Source organism: Xanthomonas sp. F10 (assembly GCF_014206815.1).
Taxonomy (GTDB): domain Bacteria; phylum Pseudomonadota; class Gammaproteobacteria; order Xanthomonadales; family Xanthomonadaceae; genus Xanthomonas_A; species Xanthomonas_A indica.
The window spans coordinates 583,859-604,493 of record NZ_JACHNP010000002.1; the positions used below are offsets into that span (position 1 = coordinate 583,859).

At 69.3% G+C, this 20,635-nt stretch carries 12 protein-coding genes and 1 riboswitch; of the genes, 8 read left to right on the forward strand and 4 right to left on the reverse strand.

Annotated features, from left to right (window positions below; translation table 11 throughout):
- Nucleotides 1–195: 195 nt before the first annotated feature.
- Complete coding sequence (ggt, locus tag FHR56_RS14010; RefSeq protein ID WP_160945343.1) at nt 196–1,917, forward strand: gamma-glutamyltransferase; 1,722 nt, start codon at nt 196–198, stop codon at nt 1,915–1,917.
- 22 nt (nt 1,918–1,939) lie between these two features.
- Here ggt and FHR56_RS14015 read toward each other — a convergent pair whose 3' ends face one another.
- Nucleotides 1,940–3,520 (reverse strand): BCCT family transporter, encoded by a 1,581-nt coding sequence (locus tag FHR56_RS14015; protein WP_160945342.1) that lies wholly within the window; start codon nt 3,518–3,520, stop codon nt 1,940–1,942.
- 313 nt (nt 3,521–3,833) lie between these two features.
- Here FHR56_RS14015 and FHR56_RS14020 point away from each other — a divergent pair, with 313 nt between their 5' ends.
- The 6 genes from FHR56_RS14020 to FHR56_RS14045 all read left to right on the forward strand — a co-directional run bounded on the left by FHR56_RS14020 (nt 3,834) and on the right by FHR56_RS14045 (nt 15,349).
- Entirely contained in the window at nt 3,834–5,690 is a 1,857-nt protein-coding gene (locus tag FHR56_RS14020; RefSeq protein ID WP_160945341.1) for a methyl-accepting chemotaxis protein, read from the forward strand.
- A 212-nt stretch (nt 5,691–5,902) separates the two neighbouring features.
- A riboswitch (TPP riboswitch) is annotated at nt 5,903–6,003 on the forward strand.
- A 111-nt stretch (nt 6,004–6,114) separates the two neighbouring features.
- The gene (gene thiC, locus FHR56_RS14025; RefSeq protein ID WP_160945340.1) at nt 6,115–7,992 is read left to right on the forward strand and encodes a phosphomethylpyrimidine synthase ThiC; all 1,878 of its coding nucleotides are present in this window, start codon (nt 6,115–6,117) and stop codon (nt 7,990–7,992) included.
- Nucleotides 7,993–8,177: 185 nt separating this feature from the next.
- A complete protein-coding gene (locus tag FHR56_RS14030; protein ID WP_160945339.1) occupies nt 8,178–8,843 on the forward strand; it encodes a two pore domain potassium channel family protein in 666 nt (221 codons plus the stop codon).
- Between the two features lie 265 nt (nt 8,844–9,108).
- Nucleotides 9,109–11,427, forward strand: a complete 2,319-nt coding sequence (locus tag FHR56_RS14035) for a winged helix-turn-helix domain-containing protein (RefSeq protein ID WP_160945338.1) — start codon at nt 9,109–9,111, stop codon at nt 11,425–11,427.
- Between the two features lie 120 nt (nt 11,428–11,547).
- The gene (locus FHR56_RS14040; protein WP_160945337.1) at nt 11,548–12,444 is read left to right on the forward strand and encodes a helix-turn-helix transcriptional regulator; all 897 of its coding nucleotides are present in this window, start codon (nt 11,548–11,550) and stop codon (nt 12,442–12,444) included.
- A gap of 49 nt (nt 12,445–12,493) precedes the next feature.
- Entirely contained in the window at nt 12,494–15,349 is a 2,856-nt protein-coding gene (locus FHR56_RS14045) for a TonB-dependent receptor (RefSeq protein WP_160945336.1), read from the forward strand.
- Nucleotides 15,350–15,990: 641 nt separating this feature from the next.
- On the opposite strand, the gene FHR56_RS14050 is transcribed toward FHR56_RS14045, so the two are convergent.
- Nucleotides 15,991–17,106 (reverse strand): HDOD domain-containing protein, encoded by a 1,116-nt coding sequence (locus FHR56_RS14050; protein WP_160945335.1) that lies wholly within the window; start codon nt 17,104–17,106, stop codon nt 15,991–15,993.
- Nucleotides 17,107–17,262: 156 nt separating this feature from the next.
- Nucleotides 17,263–17,796 carry an inorganic diphosphatase gene (ppa, locus tag FHR56_RS14055; RefSeq protein WP_017917485.1) on the reverse strand — a complete coding sequence of 178 codons (534 nt, stop codon included), beginning with the start codon at nt 17,794–17,796 and terminating at the stop codon, nt 17,263–17,265.
- Between the two features lie 198 nt (nt 17,797–17,994).
- On the opposite strand from ppa, the gene FHR56_RS14060 reads away from it, so the two are divergent.
- Nucleotides 17,995–18,483 carry a hypothetical protein gene (locus tag FHR56_RS14060; protein WP_160945334.1) on the forward strand — a complete coding sequence of 163 codons (489 nt, stop codon included), beginning with the start codon at nt 17,995–17,997 and terminating at the stop codon, nt 18,481–18,483.
- A 55-nt stretch (nt 18,484–18,538) separates the two neighbouring features.
- Here the strand turns inward: FHR56_RS14060 and FHR56_RS14065 are convergent, their stop codons facing one another.
- Nucleotides 18,539–20,566 (reverse strand): sodium-translocating pyrophosphatase, encoded by a 2,028-nt coding sequence (locus FHR56_RS14065; protein WP_160945333.1) that lies wholly within the window; start codon nt 20,564–20,566, stop codon nt 18,539–18,541.
- Nucleotides 20,567–20,635 lie beyond the last annotated feature (69 nt).

Genomic DNA, 20,635 nt, shown 5'->3' on the forward strand with positions numbered 1-20,635 from the left:
CGTGCGTGGGCGAATGTGCCGAAAGCCGCGCCAGCGCTGCATGGTTACGCATGAAACGGAGGTGGCGCAGGCGGCGAAAAGCGCCAATTGCGCGGAACTCCGGCCTTTGCCGACGGCGCGCTGTGCACGTGTACGCGGCGGCGCCGGCCGCACTCGGGTACGGTGGGTGTCCCCTGTTCTTCCGGAGAGCCGCGCATGTCCGTTTCGCTTCCTTCCCTGGCGCGCCTGGCGCTCGCGCTGGCACTGGCGACGTCGGTGCCGGCGCAGGCCGCCGACCGCATCACCGGCCAGCCGTTCGCGACCCGCTCGGAAGTGATCGCCCCGCACGCCATGGCCGCCACCTCGCAGCCGCTGGCCACGCAGATCGCGCTGGAGACCATGCGCGACGGCGGCTCGGCGGTGGATGCGGCGATCGCCGCCAACGCCGCGCTGGGACTGATGGAGCCGACCGGCAACGGCGTCGGCGGCGACCTGTTCGCCATCGTCTGGGATCCGAAGACGCAAAAGCTCTATGGCTACAACGGCTCGGGCCGCTCGCCGAAGGCGCTGACCCTGGCCGAGTTCCAGCGCCGCGGGCTGAAGGAGATCCCGGCCACCGGCCCGCTGCCGGTGTCGGTGCCCGGCGCGGTCGACGGCTGGTTCGCGCTGCACGAGCGTTTCGGGCGCAGGACGATGGCGCAGAACCTGGCCCCGGCGATCCGCTACGCCCGCGACGGCCATCCGGTGGCCGAGACCATCGCCTACTACTGGGACCGCTCGGTGCCGCGGCTGTCGCAGTACCCCGGCTTCAAGGAGCAGTTCACCATCGATGGCCGCGCCCCGCGCAAGGGCGAGCTGTGGAAGAACCCGAACCTGGCCAACACCTTGCAGCAGATCGCCGACGGCGGCCGCGACGCGTTCTACAAGGGGCCGATCGCGCGCACCATCGACGCCTACTTCAAGGCCAACGGCGGCTTCCTGCGCTACGAGGACCTGGCCAGCCACCATGGCGAATGGGTGGAGCCGGTGTCCACCAACTACCGCGGCTACGATGTGTGGGAGCTGCCGCCCAACAGCCAGGGCATCGCCGCGCTGCAGATGCTCAACATCCTGGAAGGCTACGACTTCTCCAAGATCCCGTTCGGCTCGGCCGAGCACGTGCACCTGTTCACCGAGGCGAAGAAGCTGGCCTTCGCCGACCGCGCGCGCTTCTACGCCGACCCGGCGTTCCAGCCGGCGCCGCTGGCGCGGCTGATCTCCAAGGACTACGCCGCGCAGCGGCGTGCGCTGATCTCGATGGACCGCGCGCTCAAGGAAGTGCAGCCGGGCACGCCGAAACAGTTGGAAGAGGGCGACACCATCTACCTGACCGTCGCCGATGCCGACGGCATGATGGTGTCGCTGATCCAGTCCAACTACCGCGGCATGGGCAGCGGCATGGCGCCGCCCGGGCTGGGCTTCATCCTGCAGGATCGCGGCGAGATGTTCGTGCTGCAGAAGGACCATCCCAACGGCTACGCACCGGGCAAGCGTCCGTTCCAGACCATCATCCCCGCGTTCGTGACCAAGGACGGCAAGCCGTGGCTGAGCTTCGGCGTGATGGGCGGGGCGATGCAGCCGCAGGGCCACGTGCAGATCCTGATGAACCTCATCGATTTCCACATGAACCTGCAGGAGGCCGGCGACGCGCCTCGGATCCAGCACGACGGCTCCACCGAACCGACCGGGCAGGCCACGGCGATGCGCGACGGCGGCGAGCTGAACCTGGAGACCGGCTTTGCCTATGACACCATCCGCGACCTGATGCGCAAGGGTCACCGGGTGATCTTCGCCGACGGTCCCTACGGCGGCTACCAGGCGATCGCCCGCGACCCGGACAGCGGCGTGTACTACGGCGCCTCGGAAAGCCGCAAGGACGGGCAGGCCGCCGGCTACTGAAGCCGACCGCGCGCGGCGGGGTTCATGCCTGTTCGCGGGGCGGCGCCGCGTCGGTGCCGTCGCGCTGCGCCTGCGCGGCCTGTTCGCGCGCGATCCAGGCCTCGATCATGTGCCGCGCGCGCTGCGCCTTGCGGCGTTCGCGGTTGGACTCGGCATCGAGCACGCGGTACAGCGACACGATCACCAACACCATCAGCAGGGCGAACGGCAATGCCGCGATGGTGATCATGCCCTGCAGCGCATCCAGGCCGCCGGCCAGCAACAGCACCGCGGCGATCAGCGCCACCGCCACGCCCCACACCAGCTTGCGCGCCAGCGGCGGGTCGCCGGCCTCGTCGGTGGACATGCTGGCCAGCACCAGCACCGCCGAGTCGGCGGAGCTGACGAAGAAGATCATCAGCAGCAACAGCGCCGCGCTCGACAGCAGCAGCGAGCCGGGCAGGCTGTCGAACAGCGTGAACAACACCGTCTCGTAGCCGTTGTGCAGCGCCTGCAGCATGTCGACGTGACCGAACAACTGCGACCACAGCGCGGTGCCGCCGAACACCGAGAACCACAGGAAGCCGAGCAGGGTCGGTGCCAGCACCACGCCGACGACGAATTCGCGCACGCTGCGGCCGCGCGAGACGCGGGCGATGAATGCGCCGACGAACGGCGCCCAGGCGATCCACCACGCCCAGTAGAAGATGGTCCAGTCCGCCACCCAGCGGCTGCCGGAGAACGGCGACATGCGCAGGCTCATCGTCACCAGCTGGTTGAGGTAGGCGCCCAGCGTGGTGGTGAAGGTGTCGAAGATGAAGCCGGTGGGGCCGAGCACCAGCACCGCGGCCAGCAGCAGCGCCGCCAGCGCCAGGTTGAAGTTGGACAGCCACTTGATGCCGCGCTCCACGCCACTGCTGGTCGAGGCCATGTACAGCACGAAGGCCACCGCGATCACCGCCATCTGCACCGGGATGCCGGCGTGCACGCCGAACACGCGTTGCAGGCCGGCGGCGATCTGGATGGTGCCGAAGCCCAGCGTGGTGGCCACGCCGACCGCGGTGGCGACCACGGCGGCGATGTTCACGCTCTGTCCGATCCAGCCGCGGTGGTGGCGGCCGATGACCGGCTGCAGCATGTCGCTGACCAGGCCGCGGCCGTTGCGGTTGTACTGGAACCAGGCCATCGCCAGGCCGATCAGGCCGTAGATCGCCCAGGGATGCAGGCCCCAGTGGAAGAACGCATAGCGCATCGATGCGCGCGCGGCCTCCATGCTCTGCGGCGCCAGGCCCTCGGGCGGCGCAAGGAAATGCGAGATCGGTTCGGCCGCGCCCCAAAACACCAGGCCGATGCCCATGCCCGCGGCGAACAGCATCGACAGCCAGCTGCCGCGCGAGAAATCCGGTTCGGCGTCTTCGCCGCCGATGCGCAAGTTGCCGAAGCGGCCGAAGGCCAGGTACAGCAGGAAGCTCAAGGTCAGGAACACGATCAGCAGGTACATCCAGCCGGCGCCACGGACCACCTCCACCAGTGCCGCCTGCACCAGCGCATTGAACGGCCCGGGCGCGATGCCGGCGATCAGGACCAGCAGCGCCACCAGGGCGATGGAAATGCGGAACACCATGGGGATGCGTCTCCAGTCGTGGACGGTGGGTGCGCCGGCTTCGCGCAAGCGGGCGGGGAGGCGGGGACCGCGCGTCGCGTCGCAGCGAATCGGGGTGCCGGCGTCCTGCCGGATCGCATCCCGCCGAGCCCTGCGCGACCGCCGTCGTGGCGTGATGGATCCCGATCCTCGCGAGGACGGCGTCATGACTGCGTCGTTGTCGCGTCTGCCGGTCACGCGGCGGCGCATGATGAGGATCCCGGGTTGCGGCGGCCGTGGCTGCGGGAGCAGGGTGGGAGCCGATACCATGGGCGCAGCACCGAGGGAGACGACGATGGCCTTGTTCTCACGCAGTCCGGAAGTCGATGCCGCACCCGCTGCCGGCTTGCCGGACGCCCCGATCGCGCTGCTGCGGCTGGAACCGGACGGCCGCATCAGCGCCGCCAACCGCGCGGCCCTCGACCTGCTGGGAGTGACCGCGCAGACCTTGCTCGGCGCCACCAGCGAGGCGATCTGGGGCCTGCCGCTGACCGCCCTGGTCGACGCCGAAGGCAGTTGGCTGGCGCCGGGAGCCGATCCCACGCGCCGCGTGCGCTACCAGCGCGATCGCGATCGCGGCGGCCAGGGCTGGCTGCTGTCGCTGCCGCATCCGGAAACCGCGGCGCTGCTGCGCGATGTCGCCCTGCTCGGCGCCGGCCAGGCGCAGGGCGCGATCAGCCCGGCGCTGCAGGCGCTGGCGCAACGGATCCACGAGGGCGCGGCCGCGCAGGCGCTGCTGGACCGGGTCGGCGAGCGGCTGACCGGCTGCGATCTGGATCTGGGGCTGCAGACGCCGCTGTCGGCGCAGGAGACCGAGGCAATGCCGGGGCGGCGCCTGTCGGCCGGCTTCGGCAATCTGGCCGAGGCGATCCGCCAGGCGGTGGCGCTGTCGCTGCAGATCGCCGCCGACGTGCCGCACGTGGTCGCCGAGAACGACGAACTGGCGCGGCAATCGCAGACTCAACTGGATGCCTTGCAGACGGTGCTGGCCACCACCCGGCAACTGCTGCAGGGGTTGCACGAGATGGATCGCGACCTGCGCGCGGTGATCGCAGTGGCGGCCAGCGCCGACGACAGCGCACGCCAGGGCGTAGAGGCGGCGCGCACCCTGGGCCAGGCGATGCAGGAGGTGGCGCGGCGTTCGGCGCGCGCCAACCAGGTCATCGAAGTGATCGATTCGGTCGCGTTCCAGACCAACATCCTCTCGATCAACGCCAACATCGAGGCGGTGCACGCCGGCCCGGCCGGGCGCGGCTTCGCGGTGGTCGCCACCGAGATCCGGCAACTGGCCGAACGTGCCGCCACCGCGGCGCGCGACGTGCGCGGCATCATCGGCGAGACCGGTGCGGCCCTGCAGGACAGCGCGGCCTCGGCGCAGCGCACCGAACAGGTGCTGGGCGGCATCGGCGAACTGCTCGGTCGCGCCAGCGCGGCGATGGACGCGGTGGCCGGCCGCATCGCCACCCAGAGCGGGGAGATCGGCGGCATCGACCGGGCCGTCGAGCACGTGGTCGGACTCAGCCGCAGCAACCTGGAGCACGCCGCGCGCGTAGTGCAGCGCAGCGCCGACCTGGCGGCCGGCAGCGAGACCCTGCATGACTGCGTGAACCTGTTCCGCTTGCCGGCCGATCCGATGCGGCAGCCTCGGCATGCGCGGGTGCGCGATCTGGCCAGGGCCGCCGCCGTCGGGATCGGCCAGGCGTTCGAGGCCGCGCTGGCACGTGGGCGCATCGCCGAGGATGCGCTGTTCGCCACCGACTATGTCCCGATCCCGGGTGTCGACCCGCCCAAGTACCGCACCGCCTTCGATGCGCTGTGCGACGAACTGCTGCCGCCGCTGCAGGAGCCGCTGCTGGCCGCGCATCCGTGGATCGTGTTCGCGATCTGCGCGAACGTCGACGGCTACGTGCCGACCCATAACCTACGCTTCAGCCAGCCGCTCAGCGGCGACCGCGCGCGCGATCTGGTCGGCAACCGCACCAAGCGCATCTTCAGCGACCGGGTCGGCCGCAACGTCGGCCGCCACACCGAGCCCTATCTGCTGCAGGTCTACCGGCGCGATACCGGGCAGATCCTGTTCGACCTGTCGGTCCCGGTGCAGGTGCGCGGGCGCCACTGGGGCGGGCTGCGCGTGGCCTACGTACTCGAGTGAGCGCGCGCGGCGCGCGGGCAAAAAATGCCGCCGGCAGCGCCGACGGCGATGAGAGAGAGCCCTGATGCTTGTGCGAGCAGGCTAGGCCGGCCACGTGGCCGCGGTTTGTCGCCGGCGGCGCGGCGCGTGGCGGTGCTGACACGTGCGCATGGCGGCTGTGCCGGCGTTCAGGCGCGCCGGTTGGCGGCCAGCGGCCGAAACGGGTCTAATAGCCGCAGAAGCGGGGGTACCGTCGGCGCAGGCCGCGGTTGAGACAGTCCCTTCGAACCTGATCCGGTTGATACCGGCGTAGGGAAGCTTCGCAAGTCCGCTACGAGCGCCTGCGCGCGCGTGGCGGGCCCGCGCCGCCGCTTCGTCCGAGATGCGAGTCCGCTCGCACCCGTCCCGCCTCCGCCGCGGGTCACTTGAACCAGGACGAACGCCGATGAACGCCGTACCCAATCCGCTGCAGCAGCAGACCGATACCTTGTCCGCGGCGGTGACCCGCCCGATCCCCGGCTCGCGCAAGATCTTCGTGCAGGGCTCCCGCGCCGACCTGCAGGTGCCGATGCGCGAGATCGCACTGACCCGCACGCCCACCGTGTTCGGCGGCGAGGAGAACGCCCCGGTCACCGTCTACGACACCTCCGGGCCCTATACCGATCCGCAGGCACGGATCGATCTCGGCGCCGGCCTGGCGCCGTTGCGCGCGGCCTGGATCGCCGAGCGCGGCGACAGCGTCGCGCTGGCCGGGCTGAGTTCGCAGTTCGGTCGCGCGCGCGAGGACGATGCGCGCCTGCAGGCGGTGCGCTTCCCGGCGCGGCGCCTGCCGCGGCGCGCCCGCGATGGCGCCAACGTCACCCAGATGCACTACGCGCGGCGCGGCATCGTCACCCCGGAGATGGAGTTCGTGGCGATCCGCGAGAACCAGCGCATGCAGGACCTACACGATGCGCAACTGCGCGTGCAGCACCCCGGCGAGGGATTCGGCGCCGCCATCCCGCAGCAGATCACGCCCGAGTTCGTGCGCGCGGAAATCGCCCGCGGCCGCGCCATCCTGCCGTGCAACATCAACCACCCGGAAAGCGAGCCGATGATCATCGGCCGCAACTTCCTGACCAAGATCAACGCCAACATCGGCAACAGCGCGGTCAGTTCCGGCATCGCCGAGGAAGTGGAGAAGCTGGTGTGGGCGATCCGCTGGGGCGGGGATACGGTGATGGACCTTTCCACCGGCAAGCACATCCACGAGACCCGCGAATGGATCGTGCGCAATTCGCCGGTGCCGATCGGCACCGTGCCGATCTACCAGGCGCTGGAGAAAGTGGATGGCCGCGCCGAGGAGCTGACCTGGGAGATCTTCCGCGACACCTTGATCGAGCAGGCCGAGCAGGGCGTGGACTACTTCACCATCCATGCCGGGGTGCTGCTGCGCTACGTGCCGCTGACCGCAAAACGCGTCACCGGCATCGTCTCGCGCGGCGGCTCGATCCTGGCCAAGTGGTGCCTGGCGCACCATCGCGAGAACTTCCTCTATACCCACTTCGAGGACATCTGCGAGATCATGAAGGCCTACGACGTGGCCTTCTCGCTGGGCGACGGCCTGCGCCCGGGCTGCATCGCCGACGCCAACGATGCTGCGCAGTTCGGCGAACTGGAGACGCTGGGCGAGTTGACCAGGATCGCCTGGAAGCACGACGTGCAGACCATGATCGAAGGCCCCGGCCACGTGCCGATGCAGTTGATCAAGGAGAACATGGACAAGCAGCTGCGCGAATGCGGCGAGGCGCCGTTCTACACGCTGGGACCGCTGACCACCGACATCGCGCCTGGCTACGACCACATCACCTCGGCGATCGGCGCGGCGATGATCGGCTGGTTCGGCACCGCGATGCTGTGCTATGTCACGCCCAAGGAGCATCTGGGCCTGCCCAACCGCGCCGACGTGCGCGACGGCATCATGGCCTACAAGATCGCCGCGCACGCCGCGGACCTGGCCAAGGGCCATCCCGGCGCGCAGGTGCGCGACAACGCCTTGTCCAAGGCGCGCTTCGAGTTCCGTTGGGACGATCAGTTCCATCTCGGCCTGGATCCGGAGAAGGCACGCGAGTTCCACGACGAGACCCTGCCCAAGGACGCGCACAAGCTGGCGCACTTCTGTTCCATGTGCGGGCCGCATTTCTGTTCGATGAAGATCACCCAGGACGTGCGCGACTACGCCGCCGAACACGGCGTCGACGCCGAGGCGGCCTTGCATGCCGGCATGGTGGAGAAGTCGGCGCAGTTCCTGGCGGCTGGCGCGCAGGTGTACCGCGCCGAGTGACTCACAGCGGTCGGCGGCGCGGTCCGCCGACCGCTGACGTGGCCCGGTGGCCCCGTGCGCCTGTGCACCGCCACGCCTGGAGTGCACACGTGCACGACAGGGGCGGCGTGCGTCCGAGGTCATGACCACGGCGCCTTGCGGGCGCACATTTATGATGCGCGCTGGGTCGCCACAGGGAATGTCTCATGCTGCGCTACGCGTTCGCGCTGCGTCGCCATCCGTCCGCACTGTTGCTTGCTGTGCAACTGCTGGGCGTGCTGCTGTATCCGTGGATGGAGGACACCGCGGCCGGACGCGCGCTGTTCGGCGCGTTCGGCATCGTGGTGCTGGCGCTGGCGTTATGGGTGGTCAACCGCGGGCCGTCGGCGCTGTGGATCGCCTGCTGCCTGGCGCTGCCGTCGGTGGCGCTGTCGATCGCCGCGGCCCTGCTCGGCAACCCGGCGATGACCGCCTGGGCGCAGTTGCTGGAAAGCCTGCTGTACTTCTATACGGCCGGCAGCCTGATCGCCTACATGCTGCAGGACCACGTGGTGACCCGCGACGAGCTTTATGCCGCCGGCGCCACCTTCACCCTGCTGGCCTGGGCGTTCGCGTTCGTCTTCGCGGTGTGCCAGCAATGGTGGCCGGGCAGCTTCACGGCGGCCGTGGACGCGGCCTCGCCGCGGACCTGGATGGAATTGCTGTATCTGAGCTTCAGCGTGCTGTCGGGCGTGGGCTTGAACGACGTGGTGCCGGTGCAGCCGTTCGCGCGGGCACTGGTGATGATCGAACAGTTCGCCGGGGTGATGTATATCGCGCTGGTGGTGTCGCGCCTGATTGGGCTCAGCGTCACGCGTCACATGAAAGCGTGAACGCGGCGTAAAAAAAGCGCGCCCAGGGGCGCGCAGTCATGGAGCGATTATGTGAATTGCGTCGGCGGAGAGAGAGAGCCTGAATGCGTCGTCGCGGTGGCAACGGCGACGACTAGAGTAGAATCCGACGACAGGTCGCGCTTGGCGGTATCCGCCGCCTCGTTTTGCCGAGTTTGCTCGTTGGCCTCCACTGCGGGGCCACCCGTGGCTGCGTCGCCGCCGCATCTGCGACACTTCCATCACGGCGTTTTCTTTGTTGTCCAACATGGTTTCCTCATCGTTCGCCACCCCGACGCTTCCGCAACGGATGCAGGTCGGCGATTGCCTGGTGCTGCTGTCCTTGCGGGAAGTGCATGCGCCACGCGCGCGCCGACCGCAACGGCTCACGCCCAAGGCGATGGGCGTGCTGCGGGTGTTGCTGGCGCAACCGGGCCAGGTGGTGGAGCGCGAGGCGCTGTTGGCGCAGGTCTGGCCGGACACGCAGCCGACCAACGATGTGGTGACCCAGGCCATCACCCAGTTGCGCAAGGCCTTCGCCGCAGGCGAGCGCGGCGAGGCGCCGGTGTACATCGAGACCCTGGCCAAGAGCGGCTACCGCCTGGTGGCACCGGTGCAGGCCTTGCCTGACGTCGAGGCCGAGGTCGAGGCGGAGGTGGTGGCGGCCTCGACGACGGACGCGGACGACGTCGCGGCGACGGCCGCCGCCAGCGTGCCGGCGGCGCCTGCCGCCGTGCGACGGCGCCTGCCGCCGTGGCTGGCCGCCGCCGCCGGTGCGGCCGTCATGCTGGTTCTGGCGCTGGCCTGCTGGTGGTGGTTCGCCCGTGAACCAATGCCTGCCGACAGCGCCGAACAGGAGCGGGTGCTGGGCAGCCCCAAGCGGCCCTATCGGCTGATCACCGCCACCTCCGGATTCAAGCTGGAGCCGGCGCTGTCGCCGGATGGCGCGCAGGTGGCCTATGCCGCGCGCGCCATCGGCAGCGACGGCACGCAGTTGCTGGTGCAGCCGACCAGCGGCGGCGCCGGCAGTACCACGCCGCGCTCGCTGGGCGTCCCGGCTCGCGGCGAGTCCGACCGGCTGCCGGCCTGGTCGCCCGACGGCACGCGCATTGCCTTCGCCCGGCTCGGCGCGGAGCGGCAGTGCCGGGTCATGCTGGTGCAGGCCGACGGGCGCACGCCCGCGCGCGAGGTCTCGCGCTGCGACGACAGCGAATTGTTGAGCTTCGACTGGACTCCAGACGGCCATGGGCTGGTGTTCGGCAGCATGCACGGGCGCTCGGCCGCGCGTGGCATCCGCGTGCTGGATCTGGGGAGCGGCCGCTGGACGGCATTGGATTATCCGGTCGCCGCTGGCGATTTCGATTACGCGCCGCGCTACTCGCCGGACGGCAAGTGGATCGCCTTCGTACGCAATCCGCAGATGGGCGGGCTGTGGCGGATGCCGGCCGCCGGCGGCACCGCCGAGCCGCTGACCCATGAATTCGCCGAGATCCGCGGCTGGGACTGGGCGCGCGACGGGCGCGGCATCGTGTTTGGGCGCCGCGTCGATGGCGAGACCCGGCTGTACCGGCTGGACACCCAGACCCGGCGCCTGCGCGACCTGGGCCTGAGCGACGCGCAGGCGCCGCGGCTGGCGCGCGACGGTGGCAGCCTGGCGTTCGTGCACCGGCGCCCGCAGTTCGCCGTGTACCGCATCCCGGCTGGCGCGGCGGACGTGCCCCGCGAGCGCCAGCGGTTGTTCGCTTCCACCGGCCGCGACGGGCAGCCGAGCATTGCGCCGGACGGACGCCAACTCGCCTTCACCTCCGATCGCGACGGCAGCTATTCGCTGTGGTGGGGCGACGTGACCCAGCCAGCCTCGCTGCGGCTGATCGAGGGCGTGCGCCCGGAAACCCGGCAGCCCCTGTCCTGGTCGGCCGACAGCCAGGCGCTGCTGGTCAGCGGCCGCGATGCGCAGGGAACCTCGACGATCTACGAGGTGCGGCCGCAGTCCGGCGGCGTGGCGGCCCTGCCGGTACCGGCAGGTGAGCCGCTGCAGGCGCTGTACACCGCCGATCCAGGGCAATTGCTGGTGCTGCTGGGCGAGAACGGGCGCACCCGCCTGCAGCTGTACGACCGGCGCGCCGTGCCGTGGCGGCCCTTGGCGAGCCTGCCGGACGTGTCCCAGGTCCGCACCGATCCCGCCACCGGGCAGATCCTGTTCACCCGGCTCGCACGCAGCGGCCTGTGGCGCGCCGACGCCAGCCTGGACTTGGACAGCGTGCGCGCCGTGGACGACGGCCTGCCATCGCTGTGGCGCTACCGCAGTTGGGCGCTGGGGCCCGATGGCGCGGTGCATTACCTGTTCCAGACCGGCGAATGCGCCAGCCGCCTGGCACGGATCGGCGGCGGCCTCGGCACCAGCGTGTGCCTGGATCGCGACCATTTCAGCGCGGTCAACGGGTTCAGCATCGACCCGCGCAGTGGCGACGCCTATGTGTCGCTCGCGATCGAGGACGGCAGCGAGATCGGCTTCATCCGGATGCACGAGCAACCGGAATGGTTCTCGACCATTTCGCACAACTGGTTGATCCGCAAGGACATATAGGTTTCGTAAGTTGTTCGTAAGGGCGTCGTGGCGATTTCGGACAAATATCGCCAGGCCTTCCTGACCTGTCGCCACATTCGGCAAAGACTGCACACCGGTTTACGTCAAACAGGTGCTTGGATGCGGCAATCTTTCCTGGTCGATCATGGACAACAGCTGGTACTGGACGCGGACGATGCGCCGACCGGTCCCGCCTGCCTGGGCGCAGCCCGACTGGCCAGCGTGCAGGCGTCGGCGAACGCCTTCACGGTCTGGCTGCAGTTGCGCGGCAGCGCCTGGATCGAGGCCAAGGAGGGGCGTTTCGCCTTGCGCCGCGGCCAGTGGCTGGCCTTCGAACGCGATTCGCGCCCCCTGCTGCAGACCGACCGCGATGGCCTGTGCATCGGCTTGAGCCTGGACGGCGAGGCGCTGAAAGCGTTGGGGCGGATGGCCGACGAGACCTTGTATGCCGGGCGTGGCGAATTGTCGTTGCGCGAGACGCGCACCGCCCTGCGCTTGTGGCGGCAGGCCGCGGCGCGGCCGGGCGACGCCTTGGCGATGCGGCCGGTGCTGCTGCATCTGGCGTCCATGCAGGGCGAGTTGTCGCGCCGCGTGCAGCGCTGTCCCGGGCGCTCGCGGATGCGCAAGCGTCAGGTGTTCGGGCGCATGCAGCGCGCGCGGCTGTATCTGGACGGCCATCGCGACCGCGTGGTGCGGATCAGCGAGCTGGCCGAACTGACCAACTTCTCCGGTTGGTACCTGTCCAAGACGTTCCAGAGCCTGTACGAGGAAAGCCCTCAGGCGCTGTCGGCGCGCCTGCGCCTGGAGCGGGCGGCGGATCTGCTGCGCGAGACCACGATGATGATCGGCGAGGTGGCCGCCGCCAGCGGGTTCGACAACTGCTGCAGCTTCGCGCGGGCGTTCCGTGCGCGTTTCGGGGTCTCCGCCTCGCAATATCGGCATGGCACCACCGTCCCGCCAGAATCGGCAAAGTCTGCAGGCGGCAGCGGCAAAGCAGCCGCGCTCACCGGAACGTAACGTGCCGAGGGCGTCTTAACACGCCCCTAACGTTACCCTGGAGAGATTGATGAACCTTCGCACTCCCGCAGTGCGGCTGGGCTTGCTGCCCGCCAGCATCGCGATCGCGTTGACGCCGGCGATTGCCGGCGCGCAAGAAGCCGCCGCCTCGTCCACCACCACGCTGGACCGGATCGAAATCACCGGTTCGCGCATCCGCAGCGCCGACGTCGAAACCCAGCAGCCGATCCTGACCCTGGACCGCCAGGCGCTGGAGCGCCAGGGCTACACCTCGGTCGCCGACGTGCTGCAGAACCTGACCTCGGCCGGTTCCCCGGCGATCTCGCGCGCCGACGCACTGGCCTCCGGCGAAAATGTCGGCGGCTACTACGTCGACCTGCGCAACCTCGGCGCCGAGCGCACCCTGGTGCTGCTGAACGGCAAGCGCCTGGGCGCCACCACCTCGGGCCTGCAGGACCTGAGCCAGGTGCCGATGGCGGCGATCGAGCGCATCGAAGTGCTGAAGGACGGCGCCTCGTCGATCTACGGCTCCGATGCCATCGCCGGCGTGGTCAACGTCATCACCCGCAAGCGCTTCGACGGCGCCGAGGCCTCGGCCGAGTTCGGCCAGTTCGGCGAAGGCGACGGCAAGACCTCGCAGTACTCTTTCACCATCGGCACCCAGGGCGAGCGCGGTGGCGTGGCGCTGACCGCCGAGTACTCCAAGCAGGATCCGGTGTTCGCCAAGAACCGTTGGTTCAGCCGCGACGGCAGCCGTGGCCCGAACTCCACGCCGAGCGGCTGGAGCCCGATCAGCCAGAACGGCAGCTGGTGCAACCCGCTGACCGTGGACTGCTCGGATCCGGAAACGGCGGTGTGGCAGACCCTGAACCCGGGCGGCAACCCGAACAACCCGGCCGATTACCATCCGCTGACCCCGGCTGAGTACGCCAACTCCAACCAGCAGATGATGGTGCAGACCGGCATCGAGCGGAAGTCGGTGTTCGCCAACGCCAACTACGACCTGACCGACTCCATCGTCTTCAACGCCGACGTGCTCTACAACGAGCGCACCACCGATCAGCAGATCGCCGGCTACCCATACGACTCCGTCAGGTTCGGCACCCCGCTGGCCGGCGACAGCGCGTTCAACCCGATCGGCCAGGACGTCGACTTCCGCCGCCGCCTGTGGGAAGTGCCGCGCACCACCGAGAGCAAGCTGAAGACCACGCGCTTCGCGCCGACCATCAGCGGCTCCTTCGAGTTCGCCGACAAGAGCTGGGACTGGGACGTCGGTGCGCTGTGGAACCGCAACGAGAGCACCAAGACCGGGCACGGCGACATGAGTCTGATCGCCTCGCGCCAGGCGCTGGGTTCGTCCTTCATCAATGCCAACGGCGTCGCCCAGTGCGGTACCGCCGCCGCGCCGGTGCCGCTGAGCGCCTGCCGTCCGTGGAACCCGCTGCTGCCGTATGGCGTGGCCGGCCCGGGCTCGCTGGCCGATGCGGACACCCAGGCCTTCCTGTTCCCGTACTTCACCGACACCGGCCTGACCAAGACCACCAGCTACACCGCCAACCTGAGCGGCACGCTGGCGACGCTGCCGGCGGGCGATCTCGGCATCGCGGTCGGCTACGAGCACCGCAAGGAAGAAGGCCGCTTCTCGCCGGATGCCTTCGCGCAGTCGGGTGAGAGCACCGGCCTGGGCGCCAAGACCACTGCCGGCAACTACGATCTGGACGAGTTCTACCTCGAGTTGAACGTGCCGATCCTGGCCGACATGGCGTTCGCCAAGCAGCTGACCCTGAACCTGGCCAGCCGCTACTCCGACTACAGCAACTTCGGCGACACGGTGAACTCCAAGTTCGGCTTCACCTGGAAGCCGATCGACGAGCTGCTGGTCCGCGGCACCTACGCCGAGGGCTTCCGCGCGCCGACGATCAGCGATCTGTACGGCGGCCTGAACAGCAGCTTCGAGTCGTACATCGATCCGTGCGGCGTGGGCGCACCGAACAGCGTCAACGGCAATGCGGCGTGCAGCGCCGCCGGCGTGCCGGTCGGCTACACCCAGCTGGGCCAGGGCTACGTGCCGTGTTCGACCCTTCCTTGCCAGACCCCGGACGAGTTCATCAGCGGCTCCAACCCGAACCTGAAGCCGGAGACCTCCACCAGCAAGACCGCCGGTCTGGTGTGGAGCCCGCGCTGGGTGCAGGGCCTGGACATCTCGCTGGATTGGTACCGCTACGAGATCAAGGACATGATCATCGCCGATAGCGTGGACCGCATCCTGCGCGACTGCTACGTGCTGGGCAATGCCGAGCGCTGCGCCGGCGTGACCCGTGCCGCCGACGGCCATATCTCGGCGATGACCTACGGCGTGGCCAACCTCGGCCAGATGGAGACCGAAGGCTACGATCTGGGCATCCGCTACCGTCTGCCGGAAATGGCGTTCGGCAAGATCATGATCGACTGGCAGACCAGCTACGTCAGCAAGTACGACGAAGCCGGCCAGAATCAGGCGGGCGACAACATCACCATCGGCAGCGTCGGCACGCCGGGCATCTTCCGTGTGCGCTCCAACCTGGGCGTGAACTGGACGATGGGCGACTTCGGTGTGAACTACACCCTGCGCTACTACTCCGGCATGAAGGAAAGCTGCATCTCGCGCGCCACGGACTACTGCGATGCGCCGGACCACTTCGCCAACGGCGAATCCGATCCGCTGCGTCACACCGGCGCCAACACCTTCCACGACCTGCAGGTCAACTGGAAGGCGCCGTGGGACGCGACGATCGCCATCGGTGCGAACAACGTGTTCGACCACCGCGGTCCGCTGATGTACTCGGCCCCGGACAGCAGCTTCGCCTACTACGGCGGCTTCGACATCGGTCGCTACGTGTACATGAAGTACACCCAGCGCTTCTGATCGAGCTGTTGGCGTGACACGAAGACGGGCCGCAAGGCCCGTCTTTTTTTGTGCCTGCGCGGCGCCTGTGAGGTGGCGTGCTGGGCGGCAGGCAGGCGGTTGGCGAACCGTGGCGCGGCGTATGGCCGGCGCATCCTGGCGTGCGCGTCGCTGCTATGGCCCGGGGACTGCTGGCGATGGAGGCGCTTGGCTTGGCAGCGCGTGCCGACGATCACGGCATCAGGGCCGCTGCAAGCACCGGCTGTCGCTGTCGTAGGAGCGGCTTCAGCCCCGACGGGCTTTACCGGGAACGCCCGCGTCGCGGCTGAAGCCGCTCCTACGGACACGTCCTTAGGTTATTAGAGGCGCCCTGAAGCCGCGCCTGCGATAGCGCGCTTCGCGCGTCGTCGCGGGATGCCCTGAAGCCGCTCCTCTCGCGGCCGCTGCGCGCTCGCTGGGGCGGTCTCGCCCCGACTCGCGATGGTGCCGTCGTCGCGCTGCAGGGGCGCGCGGCGGACCGTCTTGCGGATTGGCCCATTGGCGGGCCGCGATGCCGGCGAGATACGCCGAAAACAGCGGACCAACGGCAGCGAGGACGCCGGCGAGGTGCACAAGCGCCATTCGGCGCGCACGGCGGCAAGCCGCGCGCACCACGTTCGGGCTCAGGCCGAGGTCAGCCCCATCAGGTTCTCGGCCTGCTCGCGCCAGGTCGGCAACTTGCCGAGCATGCCGGTCTTGGCCAGGTACTCCTCGTCGACCTCCGAGCCGCTGGCCAGCGCCATCGCCACGTGCACCGCGCCGGTGACCCAGAAGCTGCGGGTGCTGGAACGCTGCGGCTGGCGATGGAAGGCCACCGCTTCGATGATCGGCATCGGCAGGCCCCACAGGCCGAGCAGGTAGGCACCGGCCTCGGCATGGCCCGGCCGGGTGTCGTCGTCACCGGTGGGTGGCTCGCGCTCGTCGCGCACGCCCGGCAACAGCAGGCCGATGTCGGCCAGCAGTGCCGCGGTCGACCCCAGCTCGACGCTGGAGGTCGGCAGCATCTTCGCGGCCAGCTTGGACGCCAGCAGCGAGCGCTGCTGCAGCGCGTTGCGCTCGGCGTTGGACAGCGCCTGCACCGAGAACACTTCGCTGGCTAGGACCAGGTCGCGCAGGGTGGCGGTGCCCAGGCGGGTCACGGCGGTGCGCAGGTCGGAAATGGTGCGGCCGTTGGAGAAGAACGCCGAATTGCACAGCTGCAGCACCTTGGCCGCGATCGCCGGGTCGGCCGAGACCAGCTTGGCCAGGTCGGCAGCGTTGCTGCCTTCGTCCTGCTCCAGCGCGTGCATCAGGCTCAGGTACAGATGCGGCGGCGAGGGCAGCTTCTCGATGCGGCCGATGCTGGAACGCAGGCGCGGGTTGCCCAGCAGTTCCTGCAGCTCCTCCAGGCTGGTGACCGCCTCCAGCAGCATCTCCGGCGACAGCGGCAGCGGCAGGAACCGGTGCGCCACGCCGATGATCCGCGCCGGCGGCGCACGGTTGCTCTGCTCGGCCTCGATCAAGGCGATGCGGATGGTTTCCGGGCTCAGCGTGCGGATCTGGCCGAGCAGGGTGGCGGTGGTCAGGTCCGGCAGCGTCGGCGCGGCGATCACCGCATCCAGGCGCACGGTGGCCGCCGCGGCGATGGCGGCATTGCCGTCGGCGACGCTCTGGACCTGCCAGTCCTCGCCAAGATCGCGAATGTATTCAGTGACTTCGGACGGAAGGCTGGCTTCGTCGCCGACGAACAGGATGCGCAAGAGACTGTCCCCCAAGAAGAGCCGGGTCGCGGACGGACCGGGCTCGGTGATGCCATGGCGCAATGTACCGCAAACCCCGATGGGCGGCGCCCCGGCAACGGCAAAACGTGAAACAGGTCAGCCACGGCGGGGCAGGGCCCCGCCACGGCGAGCGGCTCAGGCGCCGGCTTCGAAACGGGTCACGGACTCGCGCAGGATGCGCTTGGCCTCTTCGGCGTTGCCCCAGCCGTCGAGCTTGACCCACTTGCCCTTCTCCAGGTCCTTGTAGTGCTCGAAGAAGTGGCCGATGCGCTCCATCCAGTGGCCGGACACCTGGGTGATGTCCTCGATGTGCGCATAGCCCTGGAACACCTTGGCCACCGGCACCGCCAGGATCTTCTCGTCGCTGCCGGCCTCGTCGCTCATCTTCAGCACGCCGACCGGGCGGCAGCGCACCACGCAGCCGGGCACCAGCGGCAGCGGCAGCACCACCAGCACGTCGGCCGGGTCGCCGTCGCCGCACAGGGTGTTGGGCACGTAGCCGTAGTTGCAGGGATAGCGCATCGGGGTGGAAAGGATGCGGTCGACGAAGATGGCGCCGCTGGCCTTGTCCACTTCGTACTTGACCGGTTCGGAATCCTTGGGGATTTCGATGACGACGTTGATTTCTTCCGGCAGGTTCTTGCCGGAGGTGACCAGTTCCAGACCCATGCGCTAGCTCCAGTGGAGTGGCTTCTAAAGAGGCAGGCATTCTAGTCGGTTGGCTGTTGCAATGCAGCGCACGCCCGTTCGGAGGATTCCTACAGCGGTTTCGGACTCCATACCGGCCCGCATGGGGCGCAGTCCGATGGTGCCGGCAACGGGCGGCGGCGATCCTGTGGCCACTGTCCCCCACCACGGAGCAAGACGATGAATGGAATCCGGCGATCGATGTGGCCGCTGCTGGCGGTGCTGGTCCTGGCCTGCGGCGCTGCGCAGGCACAGCAGGCGCAACCGACCTACGTGGATGCGATGGACTACCCGGCACCCGGCGAGGGCTGGGAGGCGTTCGCCGACCTGGAGCAACGGCTGGCGCACGACTTCGACCAGCTGTGCGGCGACACCTTCTGCGAGGGCGACTACAGCGACTACCGGCCGCTGCGCTATCGCTGCTCGGTGCGCCAGCGCGACGGGGTGATCGGCGAGTGCATCTGGAGCTTCGGCGCCAGCGAGGCCAGCATCGAGCCGGACAGCGGCCGGGTGGTGGTCGATGCGCGGCTGTGGCATTGCCGCACGCCGCTGCAACCGCAGACCCGGCTGCACGCGCTGTACGTGGCGCTGTCGGGCGAGCGGCCGCTGTTCGCGCCGCTGCCGCGCAGCGAGCGCAGCATCAACGACGGCCTGATCGACTGCCTGTAGCCAAGCGCGTCCTGCGCAGCGGGCGTCGGCATGCGCCGGCGCCCGCTGTCCCCGGCTACAGCAGCGGCACCAGCAGCAGCGCCACGATGTTGATGATCTTGATCAGCGGATTGATCGCCGGCCCGGCCGTGTCCTTGTACGGGTCGCCGACGGTGTCGCCGGTCACTGCGGCCTTGTGCGCCTCGCTGCCCTTGCCACCGAAATGGCCGTCCTCGATGTACTTCTTGGCGTTGTCCCAGGCGCCGCCGCCGGTGGTCATGGAGATCGCCACGAACAGGCCGGTGACGATGGTGCCGATCAGCAGGCCGCCGAGCGCGCGCGGGCCCAGCAACAGGCCGACCACGATCGGCACCGCCACCGGCAGCAGCGACGGCACGATCATTTCGCGGATCGCCGAGCGGGTCAGCATGTCCACCGCGCGGTCGTACTGCGGCTTGCCGGTGCCCTGCATGATTCCGGGGATCTCGCGGAACTGCCGCCGGACTTCCTCCACCACTGCGCCGGCGGCACGGCCCACCGCTTCCATCGCCATCGCGCCGAACAGGTAGGGGATCAGGCCGCCGATCAGCAGGCCGATGATCACCGTGTGGTCGGACAGGTCGAAGGCGAAGGTGTCGGTGGGATGCGCGGCGCGCAGGTTGTGGGTGTAGTCGGCGAACAGCACCAGCGCCGCCAGCGCCGCCGAGCCGATCGCATAGCCCTTGGTCACGGCCTTGGTGGTATTGCCGACCGCGTCCAGCGGATCGGTGACCGCGCGCACCTCCGGCGGCAGTTCGGCCATTTCGGCGATGCCGCCGGCGTTGTCGGTGATCGGGCCGTACGCATCCAGCGCCACGATCATGCCGGCCATCGACAGCATCGCGGTGGCGGCGATGGCGATGCCGTACAGGCCCGACAACGCGAACGCGCCCCAGATCGCCGCGCACACCGCGACCACCGGCAGCGCGGTGGACTTCATCGAGATGCCGAGCCCGGCGATGATGTTGGTGCCGTGGCCGGTGGTGCTGGCCTGGGCCACATGCTGCACCGGCTTGTACTGGGTGCCGGTGTAGTACTCGGTGATCCACACGATCAGCCCGGTCAGCACCAGGCCGATCAGCGCGCAGCCGTAGAGCTTGCCGGCACCGGCGGCGGTGTCGCCCATCAGCTGCTGGGTCACCGGCCAGAACGCCAGTGCCGCCAGCACCGCCGAGACCACCACGCCCTTGTACAGCGCGCCCATGATCGAACCGCCCGGGCGCACGCGCACGAAGAAGGTGCCGACGATCGAGGCGACGATCGAGACCCCACCCAGCACCAGCGGATACAGCACCGCGTTGCGCCCGGCCTCGGCCGCCATCAGCCCGCCCAGCAGCATCGTCGCGATCACCGTGACCGCATAGGTTTCGAACAGGTCGGCGGCCATGCCGGCGCAGTCGCCGACGTTGTCGCCGACGTTGTCGGCGATCACCGCCGGGTTGCGCGGGTCGTCTTCGGGAATGCCGGCCTCGACCTTGCCGACCAGGTCCGCGCCGACGTCCGCGCCCTTGGTGAAGATGCCGCCGCCCAGGCGCGCGAAGATTGAGATCAGCGAACTGCCGAAGGCCAGGCCGACCAGCGCATGCAGGCTGTCGCCGACGCTGTGGCCCAGCCACTGCAGCAGGCCGTAGTAGCCGGCCACGCCGATCAGGCCCAGGCCCACCACCAGCATGCCGGTGATCGCGCCGCCGCGGAACGCCACCGCCATGGCCGGCGCCAGCCCGCGTCGCGCCGCCTCGGCGGTGCGCACGTTGGCGCGCACCGACAGGTTCATGCCGATGTAGCCGGCGACCCCGGACAGCACCGCGCCGATCGCAAAGCCCCCGGCGGTGTACCAGCTCAGGAACACGCCGACCAGCACCAGCAACACCACGCCGGCGATGGCGATGGTCAGGTACTGGCGGTTGAGGTAGGCGCGGGCGCCTTCCTGGATCGCATCGGCGATCTGCCGCATGCGTTCGTTGCCGGCAGGCTGCGCCAGGATCCAGCGCGTGGAGACGATGCCGTAGAGCACCGCCAGAGCCGCGCACGCCAGTGCCACGGTGACCGCATATCGTTCCAACATGACCCCTCCCAAGGATGTGGATGGCGCCCAAGCGCTGGACATACCGAGGGATCACACCGTAGGAGCTGA